Below are 26,014 nucleotides of genomic sequence, written 5' to 3' on the forward strand. Positions count from 1 at the left end.
GCCGCGAGAGGGCCAACGTTGAACTTCCACTCGATGAGTGCCGACCAGCTCCGCGACACCCAGGCGGATCTGACCAAGCAGTACGAGTCGCTGCGCGCGCTGGGCCTCAAGCTCGACCTCACCCGCGGCAAGCCGGCCCCCGAGCAGCTCGACCTCTCCAACGGTCTGCTGTCCCTGCCCGGCGACGAGTACCGCGATGGCGCGGGCACCGACACCCGCAACTACGGCGGGCTCAACGGACTCCCCGAGCTGCGCGGGATCTTCGGCGAACTCCTCGCCGTCGACCCTGACAACCTCATCGCGCTCGGCAACTCGAGCCTCGAGATCATGCACGACCTCACCGTGTTCGGGATGCTCCACGGCACGGCCGACTCCGACGAGCCGTGGGGACGTCAGCCGATCAAGTTCCTGTGTCCCTCGCCCGGTTACGACCGCCACTTCGCGATCACCGAGAGCCTCGGCGTCGAGATGATCCCGGTGCCGATGCTGCCCGACGGTCCCGACGTGCGGGTGTGCGCCGAACTCGTGGCCGCCGATCCGAGCATCAAGGGCATGTGGGCCGTGCCGACCTACTCCAACCCGACCGGTGTCACCTTCTCCGAGGAGGTCACACGGGGATTGCTCGAGATGTCCGCGGCGCCGGACTTCCGGATCTACTGGGACAATGCCTACGTCGTCCACACCCTGGTGGAGACCCCGCCGACGGCCCTGCCGATCCTCGACATGGCGGCGGAGGCCGGGCACCCGAACCGCGCGTACGTCCTCGGCTCGACGTCGAAGATCACCTTCGCCGGCGCGGGCGTCTCCTTCTTCGGATCGTCGCCGGCGAACCTGGCCTGGTTCAGCAAGTACCTGTCGCTGAAGACCATCGGGCCCGACAAGGTCAATCAGCTGCGGCACCTCAAATTCTTCGGCGACGCCGATGGCGTGCGGGCGCACATGGCCCGCCACCGGGAGATCCTGGCCCCGAAGTTCCAGCTCGTCCTCGACATCCTCGAAGATCGGCTCTCGGAGTCGAAGGTCGCGTCGTGGTCGGAGCCGGAGGGCGGCTACTTCATCAGCCTCGACGTCGTCGACGGCGCTGCACGACGCACCATCGAGCTGGCGAAAGAGGCGGGTATCGCGCTCACCGGTGCCGGCTCGGCGTTCCCGTACAAGACCGATCCGCGCGATCAGAACATCCGCCTCGCGCCGACGTTCCCGAACACCGACGACCTGCGTGCCGCCATGGACGGGGTGTCCACCTGTGTCCTGCTGGCCGCCGCGGAGACCCTGCTCGCCCGGTCCAGCTGACCTCTCGCCCGCACCGCGGCCGCCGACATCGCGGCCGCGGGCGGCGCGGACGACGCCGACACACCGGCAACGCGCCGACTGCGGCGTTAGATTGCTCTCATTCTCCGGCGAGTGCGCTGGCGTGCACGCCACTTTGTGACAGGCTTTCAAATCGTGAATCTGCCCAGGCCGGTTCTTCTCGCAACCGGTTTCGCCGTCGTGGGGGTCATCGCACTGGCACTCCAGGATGTCGTCGTACCCTTGGGCGCCCAATTCTGGGGTTTGCTGAACAATCAGATCGACCTCGCCGTGTACCAGGCGGGCGCGCGGTCGGTGACCAACGGCGTCAGCCTGTACGACGTCAAGATGGTCGGCGACCTGGACTACACCTACTCGCCGTTCTCGGCGTTGCTCTTCACTCCGCTGGCCTGGATGTCCTTCGACCTCGCACGGCCGCTGTGGACCGCGGGCGTCGTCGTGGCGCTCTACTTCGTGATCATGCTGAGCTTCCGCAGCCTGGGCCGGCCGGTGACCTGGCCGCTGCGGGTGATCGCGGCGTCGCTGGTGGCGGTGGCGATGCTCTTCGAGCCGGTGCGCACCACCATCTGGTACGGCCAGATCAACGTCTTCCTGATGCTCGTGATCCTGGCCGACCTGACGCGTCCGGACGGTGGACGCCTCAAGGGTTTCTGGACCGGGGTCGCGGCCGGTATCAAGCTCACCCCGCTGATCTTCGCCGGGTACTTCCTCGTGCAGCGGAACTGGCGTGCTCTTGCCGGTGTCGTCGGCGGTTTCGCGACCACCGTGCTCGTCGGGTTCGTGGTGTTGCCGGGGGACTCGTGGTCGTACTGGACGGGGAAACTGTTCGAGTCCGACCGGGTGGGGTCGGCGCAGTTGCGCGGCAACCAGTCCCTCCGGGGCATGCTCGCCAACCATCTCGACACCGACAATCCGCCGACGCTGCTGTGGTTCGTGGTGGTGCTGGCGGTGCTCGCGGTCGGCTTTGCGGTGGCGACGTACGCACATCGACATGGCCACGAACTCCTGGCCGTCAGCATCGTCGGCATGACCGCGTGCGTGGTGTCGCCGATGTCGTGGGGCCATCACTGGGTCTGGTTCATCCCGGTCCTGGTCATCGGGGTCCACCTGGTCCTCGACGTACGGCGCCCGCGCGCGCCGAGGCTGTGGGCAGGCGCGGGTGTGGCGGCGCTGGTGCTCCTCGCGTTCCCGTGGCCGACGCATGTGCCCGCCCTGATCCCCGACGGTTACTACACGGGGTTGTACGTCAAGACGCACATCACGTGGCTCAACTGGTTCACCGTCAGCCCGTATCTCTGGGCGTATCTCGGGGTGCTGGTCGCCACGATCGTCGGCCTGCGGATGGTCGGCAGCCGCGAGACGTCGTCGACGTCCTCTGACCCGATCATCCCGGCCGGCGTGGCGGCCGCTGTCATCGCCGACGGCGGCCTGCCGACCGGCGACGCGGGCAGCTCCGGGGGCGAGGACCGGCGACAGGCAGAGACAGACGCGGACGGGTCCGGACCACGCGAGGCCGAGGGTGCGTCCGATCGAACCGACCACGCCCACGGCATGGCCGATGACCTGGTCGGAACCGATGGCGAACCCGTCAACGAGACACCGGATCAGGGGCCCCCTCCGCCAGTGTGAGGCACACTCATCGAGTGTCACGGGTCGCCGGTAGTCTCGACGCGTGGCTCTGTATCGCACCTATCGCCCGGCTACCTTCGCCGACGTCGTGGGGCAGGAGCATGTCACCGATCCGTTGAGCCGCGCCCTGGATTCCGGACGCATCAATCACGCGTATCTCTTCTCCGGTCCCCGGGGGTGTGGCAAGACGTCGTCGGCGCGAATCCTGGCTCGTTCGCTGAACTGTGTGGAGGGGCCCACCTCCACGCCGTGCGGAACCTGCATCTCGTGCGTGGCCCTCGCGCCGGGCGGCCCGGGCAACCTCGACGTCATCGAACTCGACGCCGCGAGTCACGGCGGTGTCGACGACACCCGCGAACTCCGCGACCGCGCGTTCTATGCACCCGCCGAGTCGCGCTACCGCGTCTTCATCGTCGACGAGGCGCACATGGTGACGAACGCGGGCTTCAACGCGCTCCTCAAGATCGTCGAGGAGCCGCCCGAGCATCTGATCTTCGTCTTCGCGACCACCGAACCCGAGAAGGTGCTCCCGACCATCAGGTCGCGGACCCACCACTACCCGTTCCGGCTGCTCGCGCCGCCGGTCATGCGTGGCCTGCTGGAGAAGATCTGCGAGCGCGAGGGCGTGACGGTGGCCCCCGAGGTGTACCCGCTCGTCATCCGGGCGGGCGGCGGGTCCCCGCGCGACTCGCTGTCGATCCTCGATCAACTGCTGGCCGGGGCCGACGATCAGGGGGTCGCCTACGAGCGCGCTCTGGCCCTGCTCGGCGTCACCGACGTCGCGCTGATCGACACCGCCGTCGACGCACTCGCCGACGCCGACGGGTCGGCGTTGTTCGGCACCGTGGAGAAGGTGGTCGACGCCGGACACGACCCGCGGCGGTTCGCCGTCGACCTGCTCGAGCGGCTCCGCGATCTGATTCTGCTGCAAGCGGTTCCGGATGCCGCGGACCGCGGGCTCGTCGAAGCGCCAGGTGACCAGCTCGCCCGGATGCGCACCCAGATCGAGACCCTCGGCCCGGCGTCGTTGACCAGATTCGCCGAGATCGTGCACAACGCGCTCGGGGAGATGCGGGGCACCACGTCGCCACGACTGCTGCTCGAGGTGATGTGCGCGCGGATGTTGCTACCCGCGGTCTCCGCCGACGACGCGGCGCTGCTGCAGCGACTCGAACGGCTCGAATCGGGAATCGGTACGACGTCGATCCCGATACCCGCGAAACCGGCTGAGCCGGAACCGGAGCCGAAGTTCGTGCGGCCGTCGCAACGCAAGGCGATCGAAGACGCCAAGGCCGCAGAGAACTCCGACCGCGCGGCTGCCGAGGCAGTGGAGGCCGACACCGCTCAGCCCGCGCCCCGTCGCGAGGAGGAGGCGCCGGCTGCGGTGGCCGCTCCTGTCGTCGAAGAGCCCGAGGTCCCGGAACCGGTTGTCCCGGAACCGGTTGCGGCAGAAGCGGTTGTCCCGGAGCCGGTTACAGCGGAGCCTGTTGCATCGGAACCTGAACCATCCGAACCGGTGGCGGACGAGGGAACGTCCCTCGACGGTGCGGTCGTCGACTCCACGGTTCCCACCGAGGACCTGGCGGTCGGTGAACCGGCCGAAGGCCCTGCCGACGACGAATCGATGTTCGACGAGCTGATCGCGGAACCGCCGTCTGACGAGGCGGTCGAGGTCGATCCGGCGCCGACCCTGGTCGAGGTCCCGGCCCACGAGACGCCCGCGCAGCCCCGTTCGCGGGCCGAGCGGACTCCATCCGCCCCCGAGCCACCGTCGCGCCCTCGGGAGGCGCCCTCGCCGGAACCGGCCGCCGAACCCGCGTCGACGTCCCCGTACGACGACATCCCGCTGCCCGACGAGCCCGTCGACGAGTACGAGGTCCCGCCGCCGGACGTGACGCCGGTACGCGCCCGCGCGCCCGAACCCACACCGGAACCGGAGCCCGAACCCGAACCCGAGGCGCCCGCGGGACTCGACGCCGACTCCGTTCGCAAGCGGTATCAGGAATTCCGGGCCGCGGTGCGGGAGCGTTCCAAGAGTCTGGAGCCGATGCTGTCGGCGGCGGTCATCGCCGACGTCGACGGAACGACCGTGGTGCTCTCGCATCCGGTGGAGGTGCTGGTCGGGCGGTTGTCCGCGCCGCACGCGGTCACGATCATCCGAGAGGCGCTGACCGAGGTCTTCGGTACCGAACTCGACGTACGGACGGTGCACCAGGCGCCGGGTGCCGCCGCTCCCACGGATACGGCCACCGCACCGCCGTCGAAGCAGCCGGCCAAGGCGCGGCAGTCGTACTCACGTCCGAGTCGCGCACGAGACCAGTCGGCGACACCGGCGCCCGCGCCGGAACCGGTTGCCGAACCGGAGGAGCCCGAGCCGCCACGTGCCGACGAGGACATCCCGCCCGACGAGCGCGCGGAGATGGTGGCCGATGCGCGTACCGGTAACCCCGAGCAGCGGCTCGACCCGGACCAGGTGGCGCTGGAACTGCTCAAGTCGGAGCTGGGGGCCCGGCCGCTCGAGTGAGCGGACGCTCCGCGCACGACGCTCGTGCACTGCTCATCGTGGTAGAACGCACAGATGCGACGAGTAACGGTACGCATCGGATTGTCACTGATGTCGGTGACGGCAGCACTCACGATGTCGATGGCGTGCGCTGCGGCGACCCCGACCGAGACACCGGTGGATGGTGCGTCGCCCGGCGGCGGCACACCGGGATCGGTGGTCGATGCACCCGCGCCCGGGCCCGCCCCGTCGGTACGGATGCCCGTCGACCGGCGGGTCAGCGCGGTCGGCTTCGTCGATGTGCGGACCGCGGTTCCCGATGCCGTTCTCGACCTGCGGTATGCGACGACCGACAACTTCGTCGGTGAGCGGCTGTACCCGCCGAACGCCCGCTGCCTCGTCCACGAATCGATGATCCCGGGTCTCCGGACCGCCGCGCGGATGCTGCGGGCCGGCGGCGAAGTCTTGGTGTTCTGGGACTGCTATCGACCACACTCGGTGCAGCAGAGGATGTTCGAGAAGGTGCCCGATCCGGCGTGGGTGGCCCGGCCGGGGCCGTATTCGACCAGTCACGAGGCCGGGCGTTCGGTCGACGTGACCCTTGCCGTCCGGAGCCCGGACTGTCCGCCGACTCGTGTCGTCGGAGGTCATTGTCGTCTCGACATGGGGACCGACTTCGACTCGTTCACCCCGCGGGCCACCGCGTATGCGACGGACGGGGTGGCGGCGCCGGCGCGGGCCGCGCGAACCCGCCTGCGCGACGCGATGGCTGCCGGTGGGCTGACGGTCTACGCGGGGGAGTGGTGGCACTTCGACGGCCCCGGCGCCGACGTGCGCCGCCCGGTCATCGACGTGCCGGTCGCCTGAGCGTCGGGCCCCTTCGAGGCTCGTCGCTTGCGCTCCTCGCACCTCGGTATCTGCGGCCTGGCGGCTCGTAGACTCCGAAAGAACCTTAGTGAGCGTCCGAATTCTCTGCTCCCTGAGGTGCGAGCGAAGCGAGCCACGAAGGGCATCGCAACGTGCCTCACCAGGCCCTTCGAGGCTCGTCGCTGATATGTAGTGCTGCTTTGTCAAGTTCCATGGCGAGTTGGCCTCCTTGCTAGGGGGCTGTAGTGGGGGTTGGCCACCCGCCGCGGTGTGTGGTGGTCGTTACTCGCGACGGTGTTGTCGGACTGATATACGCGGGTTGGTTACCGCTCAACGGTGTTCGACAGGAGATGAAAACGCTGACCGACGGGTCTATGTAAGCGTGCGTACCGTGCACCCAGAGGTGCTGGCGCACATAGCGACGCCGTGGATTCGTTCCCTGTTCACCACAGCGCAGTCGCGGCGGGTGGCCAAGATTGTGTGTCAGTGCTGGTTAGTCGTCGAGCACCGCCAGCGACCAGCACCAGCCGGCGAGCTCACGAGCGATCGCGGTGTTGGCCACGCAGGGATGTTTGCTGCGGCGGTCGAATTGTTGCCAACGCTTGTGTAGCCGTCGGTTGCCGGCATGGCCACGGGCGCGGGCCGAGGGTGAGGCGGCCTCCCACCGACGGCGCATGGTCTGTCCGGGCGTGCCGTAGGGCCGCCGGTGTTGCCAGGCCGCCTCGACCAGCAACCGCCGCACGTGGGCGTTCCCGGCCTTGGTGATCGATCCCTGACTGCGGGTACCGCCGGTCGAGTATTCCGAGGGCACCAACCCGGCGTAGGGGCCGATCGTGGCGCCACTGAACCTCGACCAGTCGCCGATCTCGACGGTCAGAGCGAACGCGGTCAGCGTCGACACACCCCGCAGACATGACAATCGGGTGACCACAGCCCGCCACGGATCGGTGGCCGCGGTCTGTTCGATCAGCTCATCGAGGCGGTCTCGGCGTGCGGTCACGCTCAACACCGCGTCCAGGTCGTTGTCGAAGGCGGCTTGCAACAGCGGCAGCTCGAAACGTTGACGCTGCAGCCACTGTTGATGAACACCGGTCCAGGGTTTCCCGCCGGAGTAGACGATCCCCTGGCGCAGAAGCAGTTTGGACAATCGATGCCGCGCCCGCATCAGGTCGCTGCGAGCGTCCTCGCGGGCGCGGACCAGATCACGGGCCGCTTCGGTACCCTCCTCGGGCACACCGACCGCGACTACCTCGCCCAGGCGCAGCAACTTCGCCAGGTGCGCAGCGTCTCGGGCATCGGTCTTGACGCGGTCCCCGGCTGGCCGTTGCAGCTTCGAGGGCGCGGCAACCACACACTCCATCCCGGCCGCAGTGATCGCCCGAGCCAATCCGAAACCCGTCGGACCGGCCTCGTAGGCAACCCGCACAGGCGGAGCCAAGCTGTGAAGCCAGCTCACGATGGTCGCCGCATCGGGAACCAACGTCTCCCGAATCACGTTGCCGCTGTCCTCATCGATGGCGTGAGCGACCACCGAACGTGCGTGAACATCCAATCCGACACTTGTACCCTGAACAATCACCGGAGGCCTCCTGATCTGCAATGTGGTGCTACCGCCGAGTGTGAACTCAGCAGTAGCAACCCACGATGTGTTTGCAGCTTGAGGCCTTCGGCCCCAAGGCCCTCATACCGTCTATCGCTCCTCGCACCTCAGGGAGCGGGGCTGTCGCCTGCGCTCCTTCAGGTAGCAGAGGGGGGCGGTTGTCAGGGCCGGGTCTCCGTCAGGCGTCCCACCACGGGCGCAGCGGGACCTGATGACTGCCGTCCTCGTCGAGCTTGGTGGCGAGGACGTGATGGAGCTGGATGATGTTGCGGTCGAAGCCGATTCGGCAACCAGCCATGTAGAGGCCCCAGAGCAGTGCGGTGCCCTCGCCGACCTCGGCGACTGCTTCGTCCCAGTGCTCGACCAGGTTGACGTTCCAGTCGCGCAGCGTCATCGCGTAGTGCTCGCGGAAGTTCTCCTCGTGGATGACCTCCATGCCGCCGATGTCCTGCAGCTTGGAGATGATCTTGCCCGAGCCGGTGAGCTCGCCGTCGGGGAACACATAGCGGTCGATGAACGATCCCGCCTTGGTGCGGCTCGCGTTGTCGGGCCGGGTGATGCAGTGGTTCAGCAGCATGCCGCCGGGGCGGAGCTTGTCGCGCATGAAACCGAAATACGCCGGGTAGTTGTGGACGCCGATGTGTTCGGTGAGGCCGATGGACGACACTGCGTCGAATCCGCTCTCGGTGACGTCGCGGTAGTCGCTGTGGCGGACCTCGGCGAACTCACCGAGCCCCTCGTCGGCGATGGCCTTCTGTGCCCATTGCGCCTGCTCGGCGGACAGCGTCGCCCCGATCGCGTGGACGCCACGCCGTGCGGCATAACGGACCATTCCACCCCAACCGCAACCGATGTCGAGGAGACGGTCGCCGGGTTTGAGGCGGAGCTTCTCGAAGATGAGGCGGTACTTGTTCTCCTGCGCGGTCTCCAGCGATGCCTCGCGCTCCGGGTACACCGCGCACGTGTAGGTCATCGACGGCCCGAGGACCCACTCGTAGAACGTGTTCGAGACGTCGTAGTGGTGGTGGATGACCTCGGCATCGCGAGACTTGCTGTGCCGCAGTCCCTCCGCGAATCGACGCCAGCGCGGCACGGCCTCCTGCGGAGGTGGCGCGATCGGCTTGAAGTGGTCGATGCCGAGTGAGCGGGCGATGTGTGCGAGTGCCAGCGGGGACGGGCGGTGGAACTGCAGATTGCTGGCGATGGCCTTCAGCGCGGGATACGGGTCGCCCGGGTGCGCGCCGATGAGTTCGAGATCGCCTGCGATGTAGGCGCGCGCGAGCCCGAGGTCGCCGGGCGCGGTGACGAGGTAGGTCGTCCCGCGGGGGGTCTTCAGGTTGAGGCCGTACTGTGCGTCGGCAGGTCCGGCGGTGCTGCCGTCATAAGCGGTGACCCGGATCGAGAGATTTCCGCCGAGGAGTGTCTCGAAGATCTCCGCCAGGGTCATCCTGCCGGCGTGTGAGTCCACACTCGACGGCGTGCTGTCCTTGAACGTGGTCATTGGCGTTTCACCGCTTTCGCATAGAGGTCCAGCAGACGGCCGCGCGGGTCGTACCGCTTCTTGAGGAGCCGATAACTCTCTCCGCCGTAGAGTTCGTCGAACTCCTCCGGCGTGTAGAAACTCTCTGAGTACAGCGACTTGTGGCCGTCGAGTTCGGCGACCTTGCGTTCGATGATCTTGTTGGTGTGCCCGGGATCGCCCGGGGTGGCCGGCACGGCCGACCAGAAGCCGACGTTGACGTAGGTGCGTTGCGGGGCAAGCGGATACAGCGGCCAGGGGCGTACCGGATCGGCACCCGGAAGCGCCGGCTCCCGAAGTCGCAGTGGGCACAGCCAGATCGGCTCGATGGGGATGTCGGTGAGGAACCACTCCACGTACTCGGCGGTGCGTTCGATGGGCACCTCGATGTCCTGTACGACCCGCTCGCCCGGAGGCAGACCCTTGCGGGCGTTGAGCCGGTCGCCGATGTCGAACCGCTGGTCGAGGCCGATCAGCTTCCAGTAGAAACTGCTGCGCAGGTACCGCTTCGGCCACCAGCGCCGGATCTTGGGATTCTGCGCGCCGAATGCGCGTGAGCACCAGAACCAGTCGGTGTCCCAGCGCCAGAGATAGTCGTGGATCGTGAGCCGGTCGGTCGTCTTCTGTTGGATGGATCGGTAGAAGACGTCCATCCCGGTGTAGTCGCTGACCGGGCCCTCGTCGTCGGTCTGGCGACCGAGCGTGAGGTAGGACTCGTTGGCGGAGAACACGACTCCGTCGAGATAGTCGACCGGCTCGCCGTCGTGGTTTCTCGTGGTGACGATCGCGTCCATCGTCGATTGCAGCTCGGCGATCGACGAGAACCGGATGTGACGCAACGCCACGTAGGGCTTCACCGGCTCCAGCTCGATGCGGAGGCGGACCGAATATCCGAGCGTGCCATAGGAATTCGGGAAACCGAAGAAGAGATCGGCGTGTTCGTTGGTCGGCGTCGCGGTCAGGATCTCGCCGTCGCCGGTGAGGATGTCGATCTCGAGTACCGACTCGTGGGGCAGGCCCGAGCGGAACGACGTGCTCTCGATGCCGAGCCCGGTGACCGCGCCGCCGAGGGTGATCGTCTTGAGCTGCGGGACGACCAGGGGTGCGAGACCGTACGGCAGGGTGGCCGCGACGAGGTTCTCGTAGGTGCACATCCCGGCGACATCGGCGGTCCGCGCATCCGGGTTCACCGAGATGACCCGGTCGAGTCCGGAGACGTCCAGTCCGGGATGTGGATTGGCGGCGCGCTTGCGGAAGAGGTTGGACGTCTTCTTCGCAAGGCGCACGGTTGCCTGCGGTGGAATGGCACGATAGCTGGCCAGAAGGTCGGACACCCCCTGGTCGAATGCCGCTCCCCCCATCTCCAGCCGGTTGCTCACCCGGTTAGCCTAGGACTTGATCAGTTCGCCCGCCAATCGTTTCGTACTGAGGAGTGTCCAATCGTGGGTCAGGTTTCCGCATCGCAGTCGCTCGACATCGCCGCCGCCCCGGACGCCGTGGTCGGAGCTCTCGCCGACTACAACGAGGTGCGCCCGGCCATTCTCCCGGAGCAGTACCGCGACTACCGGGTGATCAGCGGCGGCAACGGTGACGGCACCGTCGTGCACTGGATTCTGCAGGCCACGTCGAAGCGGCAACGCGACGTGCAGGCAACCGTCAGTGTCACCCCGGACACCGTCACCGAGCGCGACGCCAACTCGACGATGGTGACCACGTACACCGTCGCGGCGTCGGGAAGCGGTTCGCGCGTCACGACCACCACCATGTGGCAGGGTGCCGGGGGCATCGGCGGGTTCTTCGAAAAGACGTTTGCGCCGAAGGGTCTCAATCGAATTCAGGCCGAGGTGCTCGGCAACCTGAAGAAACGCCTCGAGAGCTGACGCGTCCCGGCCGGACCGATGAACGATGCGGGGCGCCCGGATCTGGCCCGACGCCGCCGTGGCCGGGCGCGACAGTCGCCCTTGCCCATCCGCGACGGAGTCGACGCAACGCGCGTGGTCCTGCGGTCGGGGCCGGAGGTGACGGTGGGCCAGGCGCTGCTGGCAGCGCCCAGTCTGGCCGGACTGACCACCGAGGACCTGCGTCGACGGTCCGCCGCCGGTGAGATCGTCGACGCCGACGGCCGCCCCGCGGATCTCGATTCGCCGTCGCGGCCCAACATCTCGCTGTACCTCTACCGTGACCTCGACGACGAGGTGCCGGTTCCGTTCGACCTGCCGGTGCTCTACCGCGACGAGAACATCGTCGTCGTGGACAAACCGCACTTCCTCGCCACGATGCCCCGGGGTCGGCACGTGACCGAGACCGCGCTCGTCCGGCTGCGCCGGGAGCTGGGCTCCGACACCGTGTCGCCGGCCCACCGGCTGGACCGGCTCACCGCCGGAGTGCTGCTGTTCACCCTCCGGCCCGAAGTGCGGGCGGCCTATCAGCACCTGTTCGCAGCCCGGACCGCTCGCAAGGAATACCTCGCGCTCGCACCGGCCGACGAGGCGCTCGCCACGAGCGTGACCGTCCGGGACCGGATCGAGAAGACCGCGGGCGACCTGCGTGCTCTCGTCGTCGACGGGCCCGTCAACGCCATCAGTGACATCACGCTCGTCGACGGAGCAGGCCACCACGGCGTCTACCGTCTGGTGCCGCACACCGGCCGCACGCATCAGCTCCGGCTGCACATGGCGTCGCTCGGAGTACCCATCGTCGACGACCCGCTGTACCCCGACGTGCGTCCGGATCTCGCGGCGCGCCCCGATCACGGGGATTTCTCGCGGCCGTTGCGGCTTCTGGCACGGGTCCTGGAGTTCACCGACCCGCTGACCGGTGAGCACCGAAGGTTCGAGAGCATGCGGACGGTGTCGGCGGGGTAGGGAGCCCCGCGATCTACCCTGGCCGCATGACCATCCGAGCGTCCTACGAGCGGCATCCCGACCTGGGTTGCGAGGCCGTGGTCTTCATCGACGACGAGTCGCTGGCGTGTTTCCAGATCCAGCGCGACCTCGTCGGGGGACCGCGCGCCGACGAGTACTGCGTCACGACGGGGGCGAGTGCGCCGGTCTACGGTGCGATCACGCAGTGGCGCCGCGTCGACGACCGGTTCGAGTTCGCGCTGACGGCGCGAGCGGGTCGGCTGTTCGGCGACGATGTCCTGTCCTTCGAGGTCGCGGCCGCCGACGAGTCGACCGTCGACGACATCGCCGCGCATGTCGATCGGTTGCTGCGCTGACGCGGCGACTACCCTGGGCCGGGTGACGCAACCATTCGATCCCAGCGCGTTGTTCGGCGGCGGTCAGGGCGGGGAGAACCCGATGGCCGGACTGCTTGCTCAGGCGCAGCAGATGCAGGAGAAGCTCCTGTCCGCGCAGAACGAGATCGCGGCGACGGAGGTGGTCGGCAGCGCGGGCAACGGACTCGTCACCGTGACCGGCAACGGCACGGGCGAGGTGACCGCGGTGACGATCGATCCGAAGGTCGTCGATCCCGACGACGTGGAAACCCTGCAGGACCTGCTGCTCGGGGCGCTCGCCGACCTGTCGGAGAAACGGGAGCAGCTGGCCAGCGAGAAGATGGGCCCGCTCGCCGGTGGTCTCGGCGGTGGCCTCCCCGGACTCGGCGGCTGAGCACAGCGCACTCGCACGACGCCGACCGACTAGTAGAAACCCCGGACACCGTGGACGCAGATCACCATGTATGAGGGACCGATCCAGGACCTGATCGACCAACTGGCCAAACAGCCGGGGCTCGGTCCGAAGGGCGCGCAGCGGATCGCCTTCCACCTGCTGGCCGGGGAGAAGTCCGACATCGATCGCCTCATCGCCGCGCTCGGCCGGGTCCGCGACGATGTCGTGTTCTGTGCCGAGTGCGGGAACGTGTCGGCGAACCGCCTCTGCCGGATCTGTTCGGATTCGCGTCGCGACGCCAGCAAGATCTGCGTCGTCGAGGAGCCGAAGGACGTGCACGCGATCGAACGGACCAAGGAGTTCACCGGGCGGTATCACGTGCTCGGGGGTGCGCTCGACCCGTTGTCGGGAATCGGACCCGACCAGTTGCGCATCCGCGAACTGCTGCGCCGGCTGGCCAACCAGGAGGACGGGGTCGACGTCTCCGAGGTGATCGTCGCCACCGATCCGAACACCGAGGGCGAAGCGACCGCGACCTACCTCCAGCGCATGCTCAGGGACTTCCCGGGTCTGTCGGTCACCCGGCTCGCGTCGGGACTGCCGATGGGCGGCGACCTCGAGTTCGCCGACGAACTCACCCTCGGCCGTGCATTGTCGGGTCGTCGCATCCTGGCGTGAGGTCCGGCCGTCGGACCCGGCAAACCGGACGGCTACTGTCAGGTGGTGAACTCGCGTAGTCGGTGGCGTCGTCGGATTCGGGGTGTGGCAGCGGGCCTGACGGCGGTGGTCGTGGCCGGGACGGTGACCGCGGGTCACGTCGCGTCGACGCCGGCGGCGTCTGCGGCGCCCGCACTCGAGTGGGGGGCCTGTCCCGCGGTCCACGGCGTCCCCGCGACGGTCCGGTGCGCGACGGTCGAGGTCCCGCTCGACCACCGCAAGCCGGATGGAGAAACGATCGAGATCGGCGTCAGCCGTATCCAGGCGCGAGACCAGTCCCGCCGGCGCGGTGTCGTGATGGGCAACCCGGGAGGGCCGGGTGGCGACGGCATCGCGATGTTCAGCCAGGTGCCCCCGCCCGCGGCGATGCTCGACGAATGGGACCTGGTGGCTGTGCAACCGCGCGGTCTGGTGTCGGGCACCCCGCTGCGCTGCGAACCGATCACCGGCGACGAACCCGAACTGATGACGGCGCTCGGCAAGGTGAACCGCGATCGCTGCGAGGCCCGCACACCGGGCCTGGGCGCGACGCTCACCACCGAGAACACCGCCCGCGACATGGAAGTCGTCCGCGGCCTTCTCGGCGAATCGAAGGTCAGTCTCTACGGCATCTCCTACGGCACCCTGTTGATGTCGACCTACGCGACGCTGTTCCCGCACCGGGTCGACCGCATGGTCCTCGATTCCGGCTTCGACCCCGGGCTGGTGTGGAACAGCCTCCTCTCCGCTCAGACACCCGGATACAAGGCCCGAGTTCACGCGATGATGGCGTGGATCGCGCGCCATGACCGGATCTACCATCTCGGGAAGACGCCGCTCGCGGTGTACCGGAAGTGGAGCGACCGGGTCAGCGCGGAGGCGGGCGTGCCGCCCTCGCTCCTGGCGCCGCCCGCCCAGGTGGGGGACGTGCCCCCGGGGCTGCGGGCGTTCGCCGATCTGTACATCGCAGGCACCGACCTCACCGCCGACGCACGGGCGAGGTTCGAGAACTTCGTCGCCACCCTGCTCACTCCCGGCTCACTGCAACTGACTTCGCCGTTGCTGGCACTGACCCGCGCCTTCGCCCCCGACCGGAACTCCTGGCCCACGGTCGCGTTGATGACCGCGAAGCCCCGCCTGGCGCTGCCCAAGCCCGCGCCCGCCGTACTCGAAGCCGCGCAGGTCTCACAGGACATGCAGGCCACGATCCTGTGCAACGAGAATCGGGTGCCCGCGCAGCCGTCGCTCGGTTTCCAGGCGTTCATCGCGAACTATGTCACCGGGGATCCGTTCGAGGCGCCCGGTCTCGCCTACGAGTCCGGACTCGCCTGCGCAGGTGCACCGGCCCTGGCCCGTCCGGTCGAGATCCGCAATCGCGGACTGGCGGTGACCCCGTTGCAGATCCAGAGCGTCGGCGACCCGCAGACCCCCTACCGCGGTGCTCTGACGATGCGGTCACTCATGCGCAGTCACCTCATCACGGTCGGCGGCGGCGATCACGCGCAGCTCGGCCGGGGCAACAAACCTCTCGACGACGCGATCGTCGAGTACCTCCGCACCGGCCGGACCAGCGTGCAGCGCGTCGCCGAGGCACCGATCACGGCCCCGCTGACACAGTTGCCGCCGGCGTTGGCGTCTGGTGTGGCCGGTCGGTGACCCATCCTGATGGGGTGAACCCGCAGACCCGCGCCCGAATCACCGAACTGGCCGATCGACTCGACACGGGGATCGTCGCCGTCGACGGACCGTCCGGCGCGGGGAAGTCGACGGTCGCCGACCTCCTGGTCGCGGACCTGCGGGCCCGGGGAGTCGGTGTGACCCTGGTCCGCACCGACGACTTCGCGACGTGGGACGACCCCGTCGCGTGGTGGCCGGAGCTGGAAGCAGATGTGCTGCATCCCTTCACACGACGCCGCGACTACCGGTACCGGCCACGCGTCTGGCAGGACGGCATCCCGACACCCGGGCCCCGCGTGTGGATCGAGTGGCAGCCGCTGCTCATCATCGAAGGGGTGTCCTCGGCACGACGACGCATCGCCGACCGCCTCTCCCACGCGCTCTGGCTCGACGGCGGAACCCCCGGCGAACGGCTCGAACGGACGGTCGCCCGCGACGGTGAGGACGCGCGGGCACATCTGGAGGCGTGGCAGGAGTTCGAGCGCGGCTGGTTCGGCGTGGATCGCACGCGGGAACGGTGTGTGGTCCTCGACTGATTAGTGTCGAGGTATGGCCACCCGACGACGCTTCCGCGATCTGGCGGAGCTCGACGCGCAGCTGATCGAGTGTCGCGCATGCCCGCGCCTCGTCGAATGGCGCGAACTCGTCGCCCGCGAGAAGCGTCGCGCGTACGCCGACGAGGAGTACTGGGGTCGGCCGGTGGCCGGCATAGGCCCGCCCGACGCGCGACTGCTGATCGTCGGGCTCGCGCCCGCGGCGCATGGCGGCAACCGCACCGGACGCATGTTCACCGGTGACCGCAGCGGCGATGTCCTGTTCTCCGCGCTGTATCTCGCCGGCCTTGCGAGTCAACCTCATTCGGTGGCCATCGGTGACGGCCTGGAGCTCTTCGACACGCGGATCACCGCGCCGGTGCACTGTGCGCCGCCCCAGAACAAACCGACGGTCGCCGAACGCGACACCTGTTCGTACTGGCTGCACGCCGAACTGGAACTCCTCGCACCGACGGTCCGCGCGGTGGTCACACTCGGTGGATTCGGTTGGCAGTCAACGCTTCGCACGTTCGCGAAGCTCGGCTGGACGGTGCCCAGGCCACTGCCGAAGTTCGGGCACGGCGTCTCCACGACGCTCGTCCGCGACGGTGCCGAACTCGAGGTGTTCGGGTGCTACCACGTGAGTCAGCAGAACACCTTCACCGGGCGGCTCACGGTGGACATGGTCGTGGACGTGCTCACGGCGGCGGCGGGGTCGGCGGGGATCGAGAGTGGGTGAGGCCCTTCGAGGCTCGTCGCTAGCGCTCCTCGCACCTCAGGGAGCGGAGGCGGCCGTTGCTCCTCGCATTTCAGGGAGCGGAGGCGGCCGTTGCTCCTCGCATTTCAGGGAGCGGAGGGACTACCGCCGGCGACCGGCGGCGAGGCGCTCCCGACGGAGCCGGTCGACCTCGGGAAGATCCAGCGGAGCAAGGGATTCCACGCCCAGCGCGGTGGCCAGGAGGTGGTCGGCGAGTTCGGGATTGCGGGCCAGGGCCGGACCGTGCATGTAGGTGCCGAGAACGCTTCCCTGCACGACACCCTCGGTGCCGTCGCCGACTCCGTTGCCGACGCCGTGCCGCACCCGCCCCAGCGGCGCGGCGTCGGAGCCGAGAGTCGTTCCCCCGCGGTGGTTCTCGAAGCCGGTGAGGGGTTGTGACAGTCCCGGGAGGGCCGGGTCGACGAGCAGCTCGCCGATGCTCCGCGTCGCCTGGGGGGCCGTGGTGAGGTCGAAGAGGGAGATGCCGTCGACGCGTTCACCCGCCGACGTCTCGTACCAGTGGCCGAGCACCTGGATGGCGGCGCAGATGGCCAGCACCGGACGTCCAGCGGCCGCCGCCTGCTGCAGGCCGGGATAGCGCGTGAGATGCCGGGTGGCGAGTCGCTGCGCGTAATCCTCGGCGCCGCCGAGGGTGTAGACGTCGAGCGAGTCGGGGACGGGGTCGTCGAGCGTGATGTGGACGACCTCGGCGTCGATGCCGCGCATCAGTGCACGACGTTTCAGGACGAGGGCGTTCCCGCCGTCCCCGTAGGTGCCCATCACGTCGGGCAGGACGAGGCCGATCCGCAGAGTCGATTCGCTCACTGCTCAGCCTTTCGCGATCGTGCCGCGCGTTCCAGGGCGGTGCCGAGGTCGCGGAACGCCGTGTAGTTGGCCAGGACCTCCACGCGTCCCGGCGGGCAGGACGCGATGGCGGCCATGGGGTCGGGGACGGTGGTGTGCTCGGCGCCGGCGTAGAGCAGCCGCACGGACAGGTCGGCGGCGCGCTCGCCGGCCGCGACGACCTGCATGGTCTCGAAGGCCTCGAAACGTACGTCCCACAACCAGGACAGGTCCTCGCCGTCGGGAACCTGACCGTTGACCGCGATGACCAGCCCGTCGGCGTCCTGGTCGATCATGGACATCGCCTCTTGCCATCCGGCCGGGTTTTTCGCGAGAAGTGTTCGGACCGAGTGATTGCCGACCTGGTGGATGCCGTAGCGGCCGGCGACCTCGCCGACCGTGCCGACGGCCGCCACCGCGTTGCGCGGGTCGGCACCCATCGCGACGGCCGCGGCCACCGCCTGGGTCGCGTTGCCGCGGTTTGCCCTGCCTGGCACCGCGAGCTCCAGGGGGGCGCTGAAATCGTCTGGGCCGTAGATGTTCTCGTCGTCGAACCACCAGTCGGGCGCGGGACGGCGGAAGTTGTCGTCACCGGTCGAACGCCACCCGTCCGCGGAACGGACGATGGGCTCGCCGGTCCGCGGACAGCTGACGGAGTCGCCGACCCAACTCGCGCCGGCCGCGACCCAGACCACGTCGGGGGCGTCGAAGGCGGCGGAGGTCACCAGGACGTCGTCGCAGTTGGCGACGACCGTGGTCTCGGGGTGCCGCGCGATGCCCTCGCGGAGCCGGCGTTCGATCATGTTGATCTCGCCGACCCGGTCGAGCTGATCCCGAGAGAGGTTCAGCAACACGAGGACCTCGGGGTCGACGGCGTCGCTGACGTGCGGGACATGGAGTTCGTCGACCTCGAGCGCGCAGAACGGCGCCGTCCGGCTGAGGGTGAGGGTGGCGATGATCCCGGCGTCCATGTTGGCGCCGTCGGCCTGCGTCGCGACCTCACCGAGTTCGGCCATCGCGGCCGCGGTCATCCGGGTGGTCGTGGACTTGCCGTTGGTTCCGGTGACGATCGCGGTGCGCTTGCCCGCCGCGAGCCGGCCCATGATCTGGGGGTCGATCTTCGCGGCCACCAGACCGCCGATCATCGACCCCTTGCCTCGTCCCGCGGTTCGTGACGCCCACCGGGCGGCCGCGGCAGCGCCCAGGGCGACGGCGGTGCGGGCGGGAACGCGGGTGTTCGTGCGGGTTGCGGAACCGGCGGAAGAGAGTCGGTCGGGCATGCGCACGAGTGTGTCACAGGCCGATCCGGCGGGAGTGGTCGTGCCATCCGCCGGTGCCGCGTAGGCTCTGCGCCTGTGAGCCGCGACACCCAACTGCGTCTGTCCCTGCCCGCTCGAGTGCAACGCGGAGTGTTGCTCGCCGCCGCGCGAATCCCAGCGGGCGCGCTGGCCGTTCTGGGGCGTCGGGCACCGGTCAACTCCGACGGCGAGCGGGTTGCCCCCGAACTCGCGGCGATCGGCTGGGCGAACGACCACGTGCCGGGCCTGAATCCCTTCCAGGGCGAGGTGGCGCAGTCGCGGGCGCAGACCGACGAGAGCGGCGCCTCCATGGCAGAGGTGTTGCCGCCGATGGCAGTGGAGGAGGACCTCGTGATCGACGGGCCCGCCGGCCCGATCCCGGCCACCCGGTACCGCTCCTCGACCGAGTCGGAGGGGCTGCTCGTCTACTACCACGGCGGCGGCTTCGTCACCGGCAGCCGGATCAGCCACGACGCGTTCGTCCGTCGCCTCGCGCACGGCACCGGACTCGACGTCCTGTCCGTCGAGTACCGCCTCGCCCCGGAGGCGCCGTTTCCGGCGGCTGTCGAGGACGCGCTGGCGGCCTGGCGCTTCGCCGTCGAGGTCGCGCCGCGGTGGGGTCTCGATCCCCACCGGATCGTCGTCGCCGGGGACAGCGCGGGCGGGAACCTCGCGACCGTCGTCGCCCGGGAGGTCCGAGACGACTCCGTGACCCCTGTCTTCCAGCTGCTCATCTATCCGGTGACCGACCAGTCCGCCGACACCCCCTCCCGGCGAGAGTTCGCGTCCGGGTACTTCCTCACCGCCGACGGCATCGCCTGGTTCACCGACCGCTACCTGCCCGACGTGGCGCAGCGGAGCGATCCGCGGTGCTCGCCGCTGCTCGCCGACGATCTCTCCGGTCTCCCGCCTGCTCATGTCATGGTCGCCGGCTTCGACCCGCTGCGCGATGAGGGCCTCGCGTACGCGCGCAGGCTCGAGGAGGCCGGCGTTCCGGTCACGGTCCGGCGCGAGGGCGCGATGATCCACGGGTTCGTCAACATGACCCTCATCAGTCCAGGGGCCCGCGCCGCTGTCGATCGCCTGTGCGCGGTGGTGCGCGATGCGCTGGCCGCGACGCCGCCGCCGGGGACGACGTCACCGGCCTGAACGCACCGGGGTCTTCCCGCCGCTGAGTTCAGACACGTCGCCCGGCTCGGAATCGGGTGAGACCGTCGTCGATTGGGCGTCGGCCGCCGAATGTCGGGGACCCCGCGGCCGCGCCATCACCCCGGCGGCGCATCCGGCGACGACGATGATCGCGCCGACGATCTCTCCGACGGTCGGGACCTCGCCGAGGACGAGATAGGCCGCGGTGATCCCGACCACCGGCACGAGCAGCGACATCGGCGACACCCGGCTGGCGTCGTTGCGCCCGAGCAGCGTGGTCCACAGTCCCGCGCCGATGACTGTCCCGAAGATCGCGAGGTAGACCAGACCACCGAGGGCCCGGAGGCCGCTGTCGGTACCGAGTGTGGAGAGCGCCGCGAACCCGGCGGCCGGACCCTCGACGATGAGACTGACCACGTACAGCGGCGGTGTGGCGACGACGGCCATCCACAACGTCATCCGAAGAGAATCGTCGGGACGGGCGAGTCTGCCGCCGATGTTGCCGGCGGCCCAGCTCAGACCACCGAGGACGGTGAGACCGATCGGGAGCAGCGCGGCCGCACCGAGGTCGCTCCCGCGGACCCGGTCCAGCGCGATCACCGCCATGCCGGCGACCGCGATCGCGAGTCCGAGGACCTGACCGAGGGTCATCCGTTCCCGTAGGAACAGCACGCCGAGCACGACGGTGAACGGCGCCGACGTCTGCAGGACCAGGGACGCGAGGCCGGTGGGCATACCCAGATCCATCGCCAGGAACAGCAGGATGAACTGCATGCTGCCGAAGCCGGCCACGTACAGCAGGAACCACCTGAGACGCACCTTCGGGAACCTGACGAAGAGCATCACCGGTATCGCGAGCACCGCGAAACGCAACGCGGCGAGGAAGAACGGCGGGAAGTGGTCCAGTCCGAGACGGATCGCGATGAAGTTCAGTCCCCAGAGGACGACGACGAACAACGCGAGGAGGCGATCACGAGTGGACATGGCCCCATCGTCGGTCGTGGAGAATTGAAGAACAATCGAATTTAGACGGACGGATTATTCAGTTTTACTGAATGTTCGCCGCGTCACTCCTGCGCGGCGGCGACCTTCGCGCGTACGTCGTCCATGTCGAGACCTTCGACGGCGCCGATCAGTTCCTCGAGTTGGGCCGCGGGAAGTGCGCCGGGCTGGTTGAAGACCAGGATGCCGTCGCGGAACGCCATGAGGGTCGGGATGGACCGGATGCCCAGGCTGCCGGACAGCTGCTGCTCGGCCTCGGTGTCGATCTTGCCGAACACGATGTCGGAATGCGCTTCGGACGCCTTCTCGAAGACGGGCGCGAACTGCCGGCACGGACCGCACCAGCCAGCCCAGAAGTCGAGCAGGACGATGCCGTCCGAGGCGATGGTGTCCTCGAAGGTTTCCAGGGTGATTTCTTGCGATGCCATGCACTCCACAACGGTGGCGGGGTCCCAGACATTCCGGACAGGCTCGAGGTCGGGATGAGTACCGTTGTCCCATGGAGGTCCGGCGTCTACGGCTGCTGCGCGAGTTCGCCGACCGCGAATCGATCGGCGCGGTGGCCGAGGCGATGCACATGACCCCGTCGGCGGTGTCGCAGCAACTCAAGGTGCTGGCCGAGGAGGCGGGGGTCGCGCTGTTCGAACCCGACGGCAGGCGTATCCGCCTGACCGAGGCCGGGCGTGCACTCGTGCTGCGCGCCGACGATGTGATCGCGGCGGTGGATCGGGCGCAGGAGGAGATGGCGTCGTACCGGTCCGGCAAGGCGCGTGTCCGGCTGGCGATGTTCCCGTCCGGTGCGACCCTGCTGCTGCCGTCGGTCCTGGAGCGGGCCGCGGCGTCGGGCATCGACGTGCACGCGGTGCATCTCGACGTCGGATATCACGATGCCGCACCGGCTCTCGCGGATCACGACATCGTGGTCACGCACCGTGACGAACGCACCCCGGCGATCGACGAGCCCCGGGTCCGGGTCACCGAGTTGATGCGCGAACCGGTCGACGTGATCGTCGCCGCCGACAACGAGCTGGCCCTGCGAGACCAGGTCGCCGTCACCGAACTCGCCGACCACGACTGGATCAGTGTCGAAGGCGGGTTCCCGGTCGACGATGTGCTGCTGTCGATCTCGGCGGCGACCGGAGTGGCGCCGCGGGTGACCCAGCGGATGCTGGACTTCACCACGATCGAGGCGCTCGTGGCCCACGGGCACGGCATCGCGCTGATGCCGCGCTTCGCGGTACGCCACCCCGACGTGAAACGGTTGGTGCTCAAGGGGGTTCGCGCCGCCCGGGTGTACGAGGCACTCGCCCGGCCGCGTTCGCGTGGGGCCGTGCAGCAGGTCGTCGACCACCTGCGCGCCGTGGGAGTGGACCAGGGCTGACGGTCGCCGGCCCGCATCCGCCGACAGCCCGGGGCGTGTGCCCCGGGCTGTCGGCGGTTGTCGGAGAACGTCGTCGGAGAACTCAGACGCCCAGGCTCTTGCCGACGATGTCCTTCATGATCTCGGTGGTGCCGCCGAAGATCGTCTGGATACGAGAGTCGGTGTAGGCCCGGGCAACCCGGTACTCGTTCATGTAGCCGTAGCCGCCGTGCAGCTGCAGGCAGCTGTCGATGACCCGCTTGGCGAGCTCGGTACACCACCACTTGTTCTTGGAGGCGTCGACGGCGTTCAGTTCGCCGTCGAGGACGCCCTGCAGGCAGCGATCGATGTACACCTCGGCGATGTCGAGTTCGGTCGCCATCTCGGCGAGGGTGAAGCGATTCGCCTGGAAGGTGCCGATGGGACGACCGAAGGCCTTGCGGTCCTTGGCGTACTGCAGCGTCTCGTCGAAGATCGCGCGTGCGCCGGCGATGGCGCCGATGCCGATCGACAGCCGCTCCGACGGCAGGTTCTGCATGAGGTGGTAGAAGCCCATGCCCTCCTGTCCGAGCAGGTTCTCGACGGGTACGCGCACGTCGTTGAAGTGCAACTCGGCGGTGTCCTGCGCCTTGAGGCCCATCTTGTCGAGCTTGCGACCACGCTCGAAGCCCTCCATGCCGCGCTCGACGACCAGCAGGGAGAACGCCTTGTGGCCGGCCTCGGGATCCGGATTGGTCCGGCACACCACGACGACGAGGTCGGAGTTGATGCCCGACGAGATGAACGTCTTGTTGCCGTTGAGGACATAATGATCGCCCTCCAGCTTCGCCGAGGCCTTGATGCCCGCGAGGTCGGAGCCGGCACCCGGCTCGGTCATCGCGACCGCGAGAATCGTCTCCCCGGTGGCGATCCCGGGCATCCAGCGCTTCTTCTGCTCGTCGTTGGCGAGGTGCACGAAGTACGGTGCGACGACGTCGTTCTGGAGGCTGAGGCCGGGCGCCGCGCCATCGAACTTCGCGAACTCCTCGACCACCACGGCGTTGAACCGGAAGTCGTCCATCGCGCCGCCGCCGCCGTACTCCTCGGGGATGTTGAAGCCGAGAAGGCCTGCGTCGCCAGCCTTCTTGAACGCGATGCGATCGACCTGACCGGCCCGCGTCCACTCCTCGGTGTACGGAGCGCACTCGCGCTGCAGGAACTGGCGTGCGGTCTCCCGCAGGGCCTCGTGCTCGTCTTCGAAGATGGTGCGTTTCATGGCTTCTCCCTTTCGTGAGTGAGTCTGTACTCGATGTCGGTCGATGATCAGTCGTCGTCGGTGTGCCCGTGCGCGCCCACGACGCGCAGCGAGATCAGGGCATACGACGCCGCGACCTCGGCAGGTGTCCGGGCACCCGAGGGGCGATACCAGGTGGTGACCGCCTGGCACGCGCCGAAGAGGTAGCGCAGGACGTCTTTCACGTCCTCCTCGAACGAGAACTCGCCCGATTCGACGCCGCGGGCGATGACGTCGGCGAGCAGGTCCTCGGTCTCGGTCCGCATCGCGACGTAGGTCTCGCGTCGTGGGTCGTCGGAATCGAGATGACGGAACTCGCTTGCCACACTGGCCAGCTCGACGTCGCTGGTCATGTGCAGGACGATCGATTCGATGGCATTGGACAACTGCTCGCTCGGAGTCCTGCCCTCCTCGATCGCCGCGCCGACCCAGGCGAGCACCGAGGTCATCGCCGCTTCGAGCAACTCGACGAGGATGCCGAGCTTGTTGTCGTGGTGGTAGTACAGCGTCGGCAGCGACACCCCGGCCCGCGAGGCGATGTCACGGATCGAGGTGCCGTGATAGCCCCGCTCGTAGAAGGCGTGCTTCGCCGCGACGAGGGTGGTCGGCAGCGGCACCGGTTCGCGCCGCCGCCAGTCCAGGCCCTCGGTCTCGATCGTCAGCTTCCTGGTGGGAGCCGTCCGGGCCGGCTCAGACACGTTCGATGATGGTGGCGTTGGCCATGCCCGCGCCCTCGCACATGGTCTGGAGGCCGTAGCGACCGCCGGTCGCCTCGAGATGGTTGACGAGGGTGCCCAGCAGGCGGGTACCCGACGACCCGAGCGCGTGGCCGAGAGCGATCGCGCCGCCGCGTGGGTTCAGCTTGGCCGGATCGGCGCCGAACTCGTGGGCCCAGGCCATCGGCACGGAGGCGAAGGCCTCGTTGACCTCGTAGGCGTCGATGTCGTCGATGGACAGGCCCGAACGCGCGAGGATCTTGTGCGTGGCCGGGATCGGTGCGGTCAGCATGAAGATCGGGTCGTCACCGGCGACCGAGAACGAGTGGAACCGTGCGCGCGGGGTCAGTCCGAGCTTCGACGCCATGACGTCGCTCATGATGAGGGCGCCCGATGCGCCGTCGGTCAGCGGCGACGAGTTGCCGGGGGTGATGTGCCAGTTGATCTCGGGGAAGCGGTTCGCGAAGTCCTCGCTGTAGAACGAGGACTTCAGCCCGGACAGGCCCTCCGGGGTGGTGGTGGCACGCACGGTCTCGTCGGTGTTGTGGGTGAACGTCTTGCCGTCGGCGTCGGCGACGTCGATGGGCAGGATCTCGCGGTCGAAGAAGCCCTCGGCGGCCGCTGCGGCAGCGCGCTGGTGGGACCGGGCGGCGAAGGCGTCGAGCGCCTCGCGGTCGAACTTCCACTTCGCGGCGACGAGCTCGGCCGAGATACCCTGTCCGACAAGACCGTCCGGGTAACGCTCGGCGATGCTCGGACCGTAGGGGCTGCGTCCGGCGGTGGTGAAGCCCATCGGGACGCGGCTCATCGATTCGACGCCGGCGGCGATGACCACGTCGTAGGCGCCGGCGATGATGCCCTGCGCGGCGAAGTGGGCGGCCTGCTGGCTCGATCCGCACTGGCGGTCGACGGTGGTGGCGGGCACCGATTCGGGGAAGCCCGCGGACAGCAGGGCGGTCCGCGAGATGTTCAGCGCCTGCTCGCCGGCCTGGCCGACGCAGCCGCCGATCACGTCGTCGACGAGGGCCGGGTCGATGTCGTTACGCTCGACCAGTGAGCGCAGCACATGCGCGAGCAACTCGACGGGCTTGGTCTCCGACAGCGCGCCGCCGGGCTTGCCCTTTCCGGACGCGAGACGGACGACGTCGACGATGACGGCTTCGGGCATGGGGTTTCCTCTCGGGTGCGCGACGCGGCGTGTGCATGGCTCGCGTCACTTATCTAACGATCGTTATACCCGGTGTAGCACGCGATCGGCTGCGGAATCAACAGGACGGACGGGCGAAAATGCACGACGCCCCCACCCGGGGTCCGGGTGAGGGCGTCGCCATCGTGTGTCAGATCGCGCCTTTGTCGTCCTGACCTGCGGGAACGGCGGTGAACGTACGGACGTCGAGGGGTCCGGCCAGCAGGCCGCCGATCGCCTTGCCGAGCTCGGTGAGCGCTGGTGCGGAGCCGTGGGTCGCCAGGGCCTCCGTGGATTCCCAGCGCTCGATCATCACCAGATCGGTCGAGTCGCCGGTGGCCTCGTGCAGCGCGTACTTCCCGCATCCGGGCTCGTCGTGCACCTGGGGGATGGCCTTGAGGACGGCATCGCGGACGGCTTGCTCCTCGCCGGGCTTGGGGGAGATGGTGGCGACGACGATGACTTCGGACATTCGGGTGAC

Annotated in this window: 25 protein-coding genes; 14 read left to right on the forward strand and 11 right to left on the reverse strand. The window is 68.6% G+C overall.

The annotated features are described in order from the left end of the window. Nucleotides 1–18: 18 nt before the first annotated feature. From AC3B6C_RS09715 to AC3B6C_RS09730, 4 genes are all read left to right on the forward strand, one after another. On the forward strand, nucleotides 19–1,293 hold the full coding sequence (locus AC3B6C_RS09715; protein WP_488375857.1) for an aspartate aminotransferase type Ic: 1,275 nt from the start codon (nucleotides 19–21) through the stop codon (nucleotides 1,291–1,293). A 153-nt stretch (nucleotides 1,294–1,446) separates the two neighbouring features. Further along, nucleotides 1,447–2,940 carry a glycosyltransferase 87 family protein gene (locus AC3B6C_RS09720; protein ID WP_488375858.1) on the forward strand — a complete coding sequence of 498 codons (1,494 nt, stop codon included), beginning with the start codon at nucleotides 1,447–1,449 and terminating at the stop codon, nucleotides 2,938–2,940. 43 nt (nucleotides 2,941–2,983) lie between these two features. Continuing rightward, nucleotides 2,984–5,464 (forward strand): DNA polymerase III subunit gamma and tau, encoded by a 2,481-nt coding sequence (locus AC3B6C_RS09725; protein WP_488375859.1) that lies wholly within the window; start codon nucleotides 2,984–2,986, stop codon nucleotides 5,462–5,464. A 54-nt stretch (nucleotides 5,465–5,518) separates the two neighbouring features. Beyond that, a complete protein-coding gene (locus AC3B6C_RS09730) occupies nucleotides 5,519–6,310 on the forward strand; it encodes a M15 family metallopeptidase (RefSeq protein WP_488375860.1) in 792 nt (263 codons plus the stop codon). 493 nt (nucleotides 6,311–6,803) lie between these two features. Here the strand turns inward: AC3B6C_RS09730 and AC3B6C_RS09735 are convergent, their stop codons facing one another. The 3 genes from AC3B6C_RS09735 to AC3B6C_RS09745 all read right to left on the reverse strand — a co-directional run bounded on the left by AC3B6C_RS09735 (nucleotide 6,804) and on the right by AC3B6C_RS09745 (nucleotide 10,790). Further along, entirely contained in the window at nucleotides 6,804–7,889 is a 1,086-nt protein-coding gene (locus AC3B6C_RS09735; protein WP_488375799.1) for an IS110 family RNA-guided transposase, read from the reverse strand. 199 nt (nucleotides 7,890–8,088) lie between these two features. Beyond that, nucleotides 8,089–9,411: a class I SAM-dependent methyltransferase gene (locus tag AC3B6C_RS09740; RefSeq protein WP_014925095.1), complete on the reverse strand. Its 1,323-nt coding sequence runs from the start codon at nucleotides 9,409–9,411 to the stop codon at nucleotides 8,089–8,091. Further along, the gene (locus tag AC3B6C_RS09745) at nucleotides 9,408–10,790 is read right to left on the reverse strand and encodes an FAD-binding oxidoreductase (protein ID WP_488376243.1); all 1,383 of its coding nucleotides are present in this window, start codon (nucleotides 10,788–10,790) and stop codon (nucleotides 9,408–9,410) included. The genes AC3B6C_RS09740 and AC3B6C_RS09745 overlap by 4 nt, the downstream gene beginning before the upstream one ends. An 81-nt stretch (nucleotides 10,791–10,871) precedes the next feature. Here AC3B6C_RS09745 and AC3B6C_RS09750 point away from each other — a divergent pair, with 81 nt between their 5' ends. The 8 genes from AC3B6C_RS09750 (at nucleotide 10,872) to AC3B6C_RS09785 (ending at nucleotide 16,688) form a co-directional block, all read left to right on the forward strand. Beyond that, nucleotides 10,872–11,309: an SRPBCC family protein gene (locus AC3B6C_RS09750; protein ID WP_488375861.1), complete on the forward strand. Its 438-nt coding sequence runs from the start codon at nucleotides 10,872–10,874 to the stop codon at nucleotides 11,307–11,309. Nucleotides 11,310–11,327: 18 nt separating this feature from the next. After that, complete coding sequence (locus AC3B6C_RS09755; protein WP_488375862.1) at nucleotides 11,328–12,293, forward strand: pseudouridine synthase; 966 nt, start codon at nucleotides 11,328–11,330, stop codon at nucleotides 12,291–12,293. Between the two features lie 26 nt (nucleotides 12,294–12,319). Beyond that, nucleotides 12,320–12,649: a hypothetical protein gene (locus AC3B6C_RS09760; protein WP_010844079.1), complete on the forward strand. Its 330-nt coding sequence runs from the start codon at nucleotides 12,320–12,322 to the stop codon at nucleotides 12,647–12,649. Next, nucleotides 12,627–13,043, forward strand: a complete 417-nt coding sequence (locus tag AC3B6C_RS09765; RefSeq protein WP_197282795.1) for a YbaB/EbfC family nucleoid-associated protein — start codon at nucleotides 12,627–12,629, stop codon at nucleotides 13,041–13,043. The genes AC3B6C_RS09760 and AC3B6C_RS09765 overlap by 23 nt, the downstream gene beginning before the upstream one ends. A 66-nt stretch (nucleotides 13,044–13,109) precedes the next feature. Beyond that, nucleotides 13,110–13,721 (forward strand): recombination mediator RecR, encoded by a 612-nt coding sequence (recR, locus tag AC3B6C_RS09770; RefSeq protein WP_010844081.1) that lies wholly within the window; start codon nucleotides 13,110–13,112, stop codon nucleotides 13,719–13,721. Between the two features lie 42 nt (nucleotides 13,722–13,763). Then, the gene (locus AC3B6C_RS09775) at nucleotides 13,764–15,395 is read left to right on the forward strand and encodes an alpha/beta fold hydrolase (RefSeq protein ID WP_488375863.1); all 1,632 of its coding nucleotides are present in this window, start codon (nucleotides 13,764–13,766) and stop codon (nucleotides 15,393–15,395) included. Between the two features lie 14 nt (nucleotides 15,396–15,409). After that, nucleotides 15,410–15,952, forward strand: a complete 543-nt coding sequence (locus AC3B6C_RS09780) for a uridine kinase family protein (protein WP_010844083.1) — start codon at nucleotides 15,410–15,412, stop codon at nucleotides 15,950–15,952. A 13-nt stretch (nucleotides 15,953–15,965) separates the two neighbouring features. Continuing rightward, complete coding sequence (locus tag AC3B6C_RS09785) at nucleotides 15,966–16,688, forward strand: uracil-DNA glycosylase (RefSeq protein ID WP_488358535.1); 723 nt, start codon at nucleotides 15,966–15,968, stop codon at nucleotides 16,686–16,688. Between the two features lie 120 nt (nucleotides 16,689–16,808). Here the strand turns inward: AC3B6C_RS09785 and AC3B6C_RS09790 are convergent, their stop codons facing one another. Then, the gene (locus AC3B6C_RS09790) at nucleotides 16,809–17,531 is read right to left on the reverse strand and encodes a type 1 glutamine amidotransferase (protein ID WP_010844085.1); all 723 of its coding nucleotides are present in this window, start codon (nucleotides 17,529–17,531) and stop codon (nucleotides 16,809–16,811) included. Continuing rightward, on the reverse strand, nucleotides 17,528–18,829 hold the full coding sequence (locus tag AC3B6C_RS09795; protein WP_488375864.1) for a MurT ligase domain-containing protein: 1,302 nt from the start codon (nucleotides 18,827–18,829) through the stop codon (nucleotides 17,528–17,530). Before AC3B6C_RS09795 ends, AC3B6C_RS09790 begins: the two co-directional genes overlap by 4 nt. A 75-nt stretch (nucleotides 18,830–18,904) precedes the next feature. Here AC3B6C_RS09795 and AC3B6C_RS09800 point away from each other — a divergent pair, with 75 nt between their 5' ends. Continuing rightward, the gene (locus tag AC3B6C_RS09800; RefSeq protein ID WP_014925103.1) at nucleotides 18,905–19,996 is read left to right on the forward strand and encodes an alpha/beta hydrolase; all 1,092 of its coding nucleotides are present in this window, start codon (nucleotides 18,905–18,907) and stop codon (nucleotides 19,994–19,996) included. On the opposite strand, the gene AC3B6C_RS09805 is transcribed toward AC3B6C_RS09800, so the two are convergent. After that, nucleotides 19,985–20,980, reverse strand: a complete 996-nt coding sequence (locus AC3B6C_RS09805; protein WP_488375865.1) for an EamA family transporter — start codon at nucleotides 20,978–20,980, stop codon at nucleotides 19,985–19,987. The genes AC3B6C_RS09800 and AC3B6C_RS09805 overlap by 12 nt on opposite strands. 83 nt (nucleotides 20,981–21,063) lie before the next feature. Further along, on the reverse strand, nucleotides 21,064–21,426 hold the full coding sequence (gene trxA / locus AC3B6C_RS09810) for a thioredoxin (protein WP_010844089.1): 363 nt from the start codon (nucleotides 21,424–21,426) through the stop codon (nucleotides 21,064–21,066). 71 nt (nucleotides 21,427–21,497) lie between these two features. Here trxA and AC3B6C_RS09815 point away from each other — a divergent pair, with 71 nt between their 5' ends. Further along, nucleotides 21,498–22,379, forward strand: coding sequence for a LysR family transcriptional regulator (locus tag AC3B6C_RS09815; protein WP_014925105.1), 882 nt, complete (start codon nucleotides 21,498–21,500; stop codon nucleotides 22,377–22,379). 82 nt (nucleotides 22,380–22,461) lie between these two features. On the opposite strand, the gene AC3B6C_RS09820 is transcribed toward AC3B6C_RS09815, so the two are convergent. The 4 genes from AC3B6C_RS09820 to AC3B6C_RS09835 all read right to left on the reverse strand — a co-directional run bounded on the left by AC3B6C_RS09820 (nucleotide 22,462) and on the right by AC3B6C_RS09835 (nucleotide 26,005). Continuing rightward, complete coding sequence (locus AC3B6C_RS09820; RefSeq protein ID WP_488375866.1) at nucleotides 22,462–23,613, reverse strand: acyl-CoA dehydrogenase family protein; 1,152 nt, start codon at nucleotides 23,611–23,613, stop codon at nucleotides 22,462–22,464. Between the two features lie 47 nt (nucleotides 23,614–23,660). Then, a complete protein-coding gene (locus AC3B6C_RS09825; RefSeq protein ID WP_055476272.1) occupies nucleotides 23,661–24,329 on the reverse strand; it encodes a TetR/AcrR family transcriptional regulator in 669 nt (222 codons plus the stop codon). Beyond that, on the reverse strand, nucleotides 24,322–25,515 hold the full coding sequence (locus tag AC3B6C_RS09830; protein ID WP_488358540.1) for a thiolase family protein: 1,194 nt from the start codon (nucleotides 25,513–25,515) through the stop codon (nucleotides 24,322–24,324). The genes AC3B6C_RS09825 and AC3B6C_RS09830 overlap by 8 nt, the downstream gene beginning before the upstream one ends. A gap of 169 nt (nucleotides 25,516–25,684) precedes the next feature. Further along, complete coding sequence (locus AC3B6C_RS09835) at nucleotides 25,685–26,005, reverse strand: putative quinol monooxygenase (RefSeq protein ID WP_010844094.1); 321 nt, start codon at nucleotides 26,003–26,005, stop codon at nucleotides 25,685–25,687. Between the last annotated feature and the right edge of the window lie 9 nt (nucleotides 26,006–26,014).

Source organism: Gordonia sp. 11cp (assembly GCF_057767225.1).

Coding starts and splice junctions, on each gene's coding strand:
- AC3B6C_RS09730 (WP_488375860.1), top strand. CDS start 5,519: ATGCGACGAGTAACGGTACGCATCGGATTGTCACTGATGTCGGTGACG.
- AC3B6C_RS09740 (WP_014925095.1), bottom strand. CDS start 9,411: ATGACCACGTTCAAGGACAGCACGCCGTCGAGTGTGGACTCACACGCC.
- AC3B6C_RS09745 (WP_488376243.1), bottom strand. CDS start 10,790: ATGGGGGGAGCGGCATTCGACCAGGGGGTGTCCGACCTTCTGGCCAGC.
- AC3B6C_RS09755 (WP_488375862.1), top strand. CDS start 11,328: ATGAACGATGCGGGGCGCCCGGATCTGGCCCGACGCCGCCGTGGCCGG.
- AC3B6C_RS09760 (WP_010844079.1), top strand. CDS start 12,320: ATGACCATCCGAGCGTCCTACGAGCGGCATCCCGACCTGGGTTGCGAG.
- AC3B6C_RS09765 (WP_197282795.1), top strand. CDS start 12,627: ATGTCGATCGGTTGCTGCGCTGACGCGGCGACTACCCTGGGCCGGGTG.
- recR (WP_010844081.1), top strand. CDS start 13,110: ATGTATGAGGGACCGATCCAGGACCTGATCGACCAACTGGCCAAACAG.
- AC3B6C_RS09785 (WP_488358535.1), top strand. CDS start 15,966: ATGGCCACCCGACGACGCTTCCGCGATCTGGCGGAGCTCGACGCGCAG.
- AC3B6C_RS09795 (WP_488375864.1), bottom strand. CDS start 18,829: ATGCCCGACCGACTCTCTTCCGCCGGTTCCGCAACCCGCACGAACACC.
- AC3B6C_RS09805 (WP_488375865.1), bottom strand. CDS start 20,980: ATGTCCACTCGTGATCGCCTCCTCGCGTTGTTCGTCGTCGTCCTCTGG.
- trxA (WP_010844089.1), bottom strand. CDS start 21,426: ATGGCATCGCAAGAAATCACCCTGGAAACCTTCGAGGACACCATCGCC.
- AC3B6C_RS09815 (WP_014925105.1), top strand. CDS start 21,498: ATGGAGGTCCGGCGTCTACGGCTGCTGCGCGAGTTCGCCGACCGCGAA.
- AC3B6C_RS09820 (WP_488375866.1), bottom strand. CDS start 23,613: ATGAAACGCACCATCTTCGAAGACGAGCACGAGGCCCTGCGGGAGACC.
- AC3B6C_RS09830 (WP_488358540.1), bottom strand. CDS start 25,515: ATGCCCGAAGCCGTCATCGTCGACGTCGTCCGTCTCGCGTCCGGAAAG.
- AC3B6C_RS09835 (WP_010844094.1), bottom strand. CDS start 26,005: ATGTCCGAAGTCATCGTCGTCGCCACCATCTCCCCCAAGCCCGGCGAG.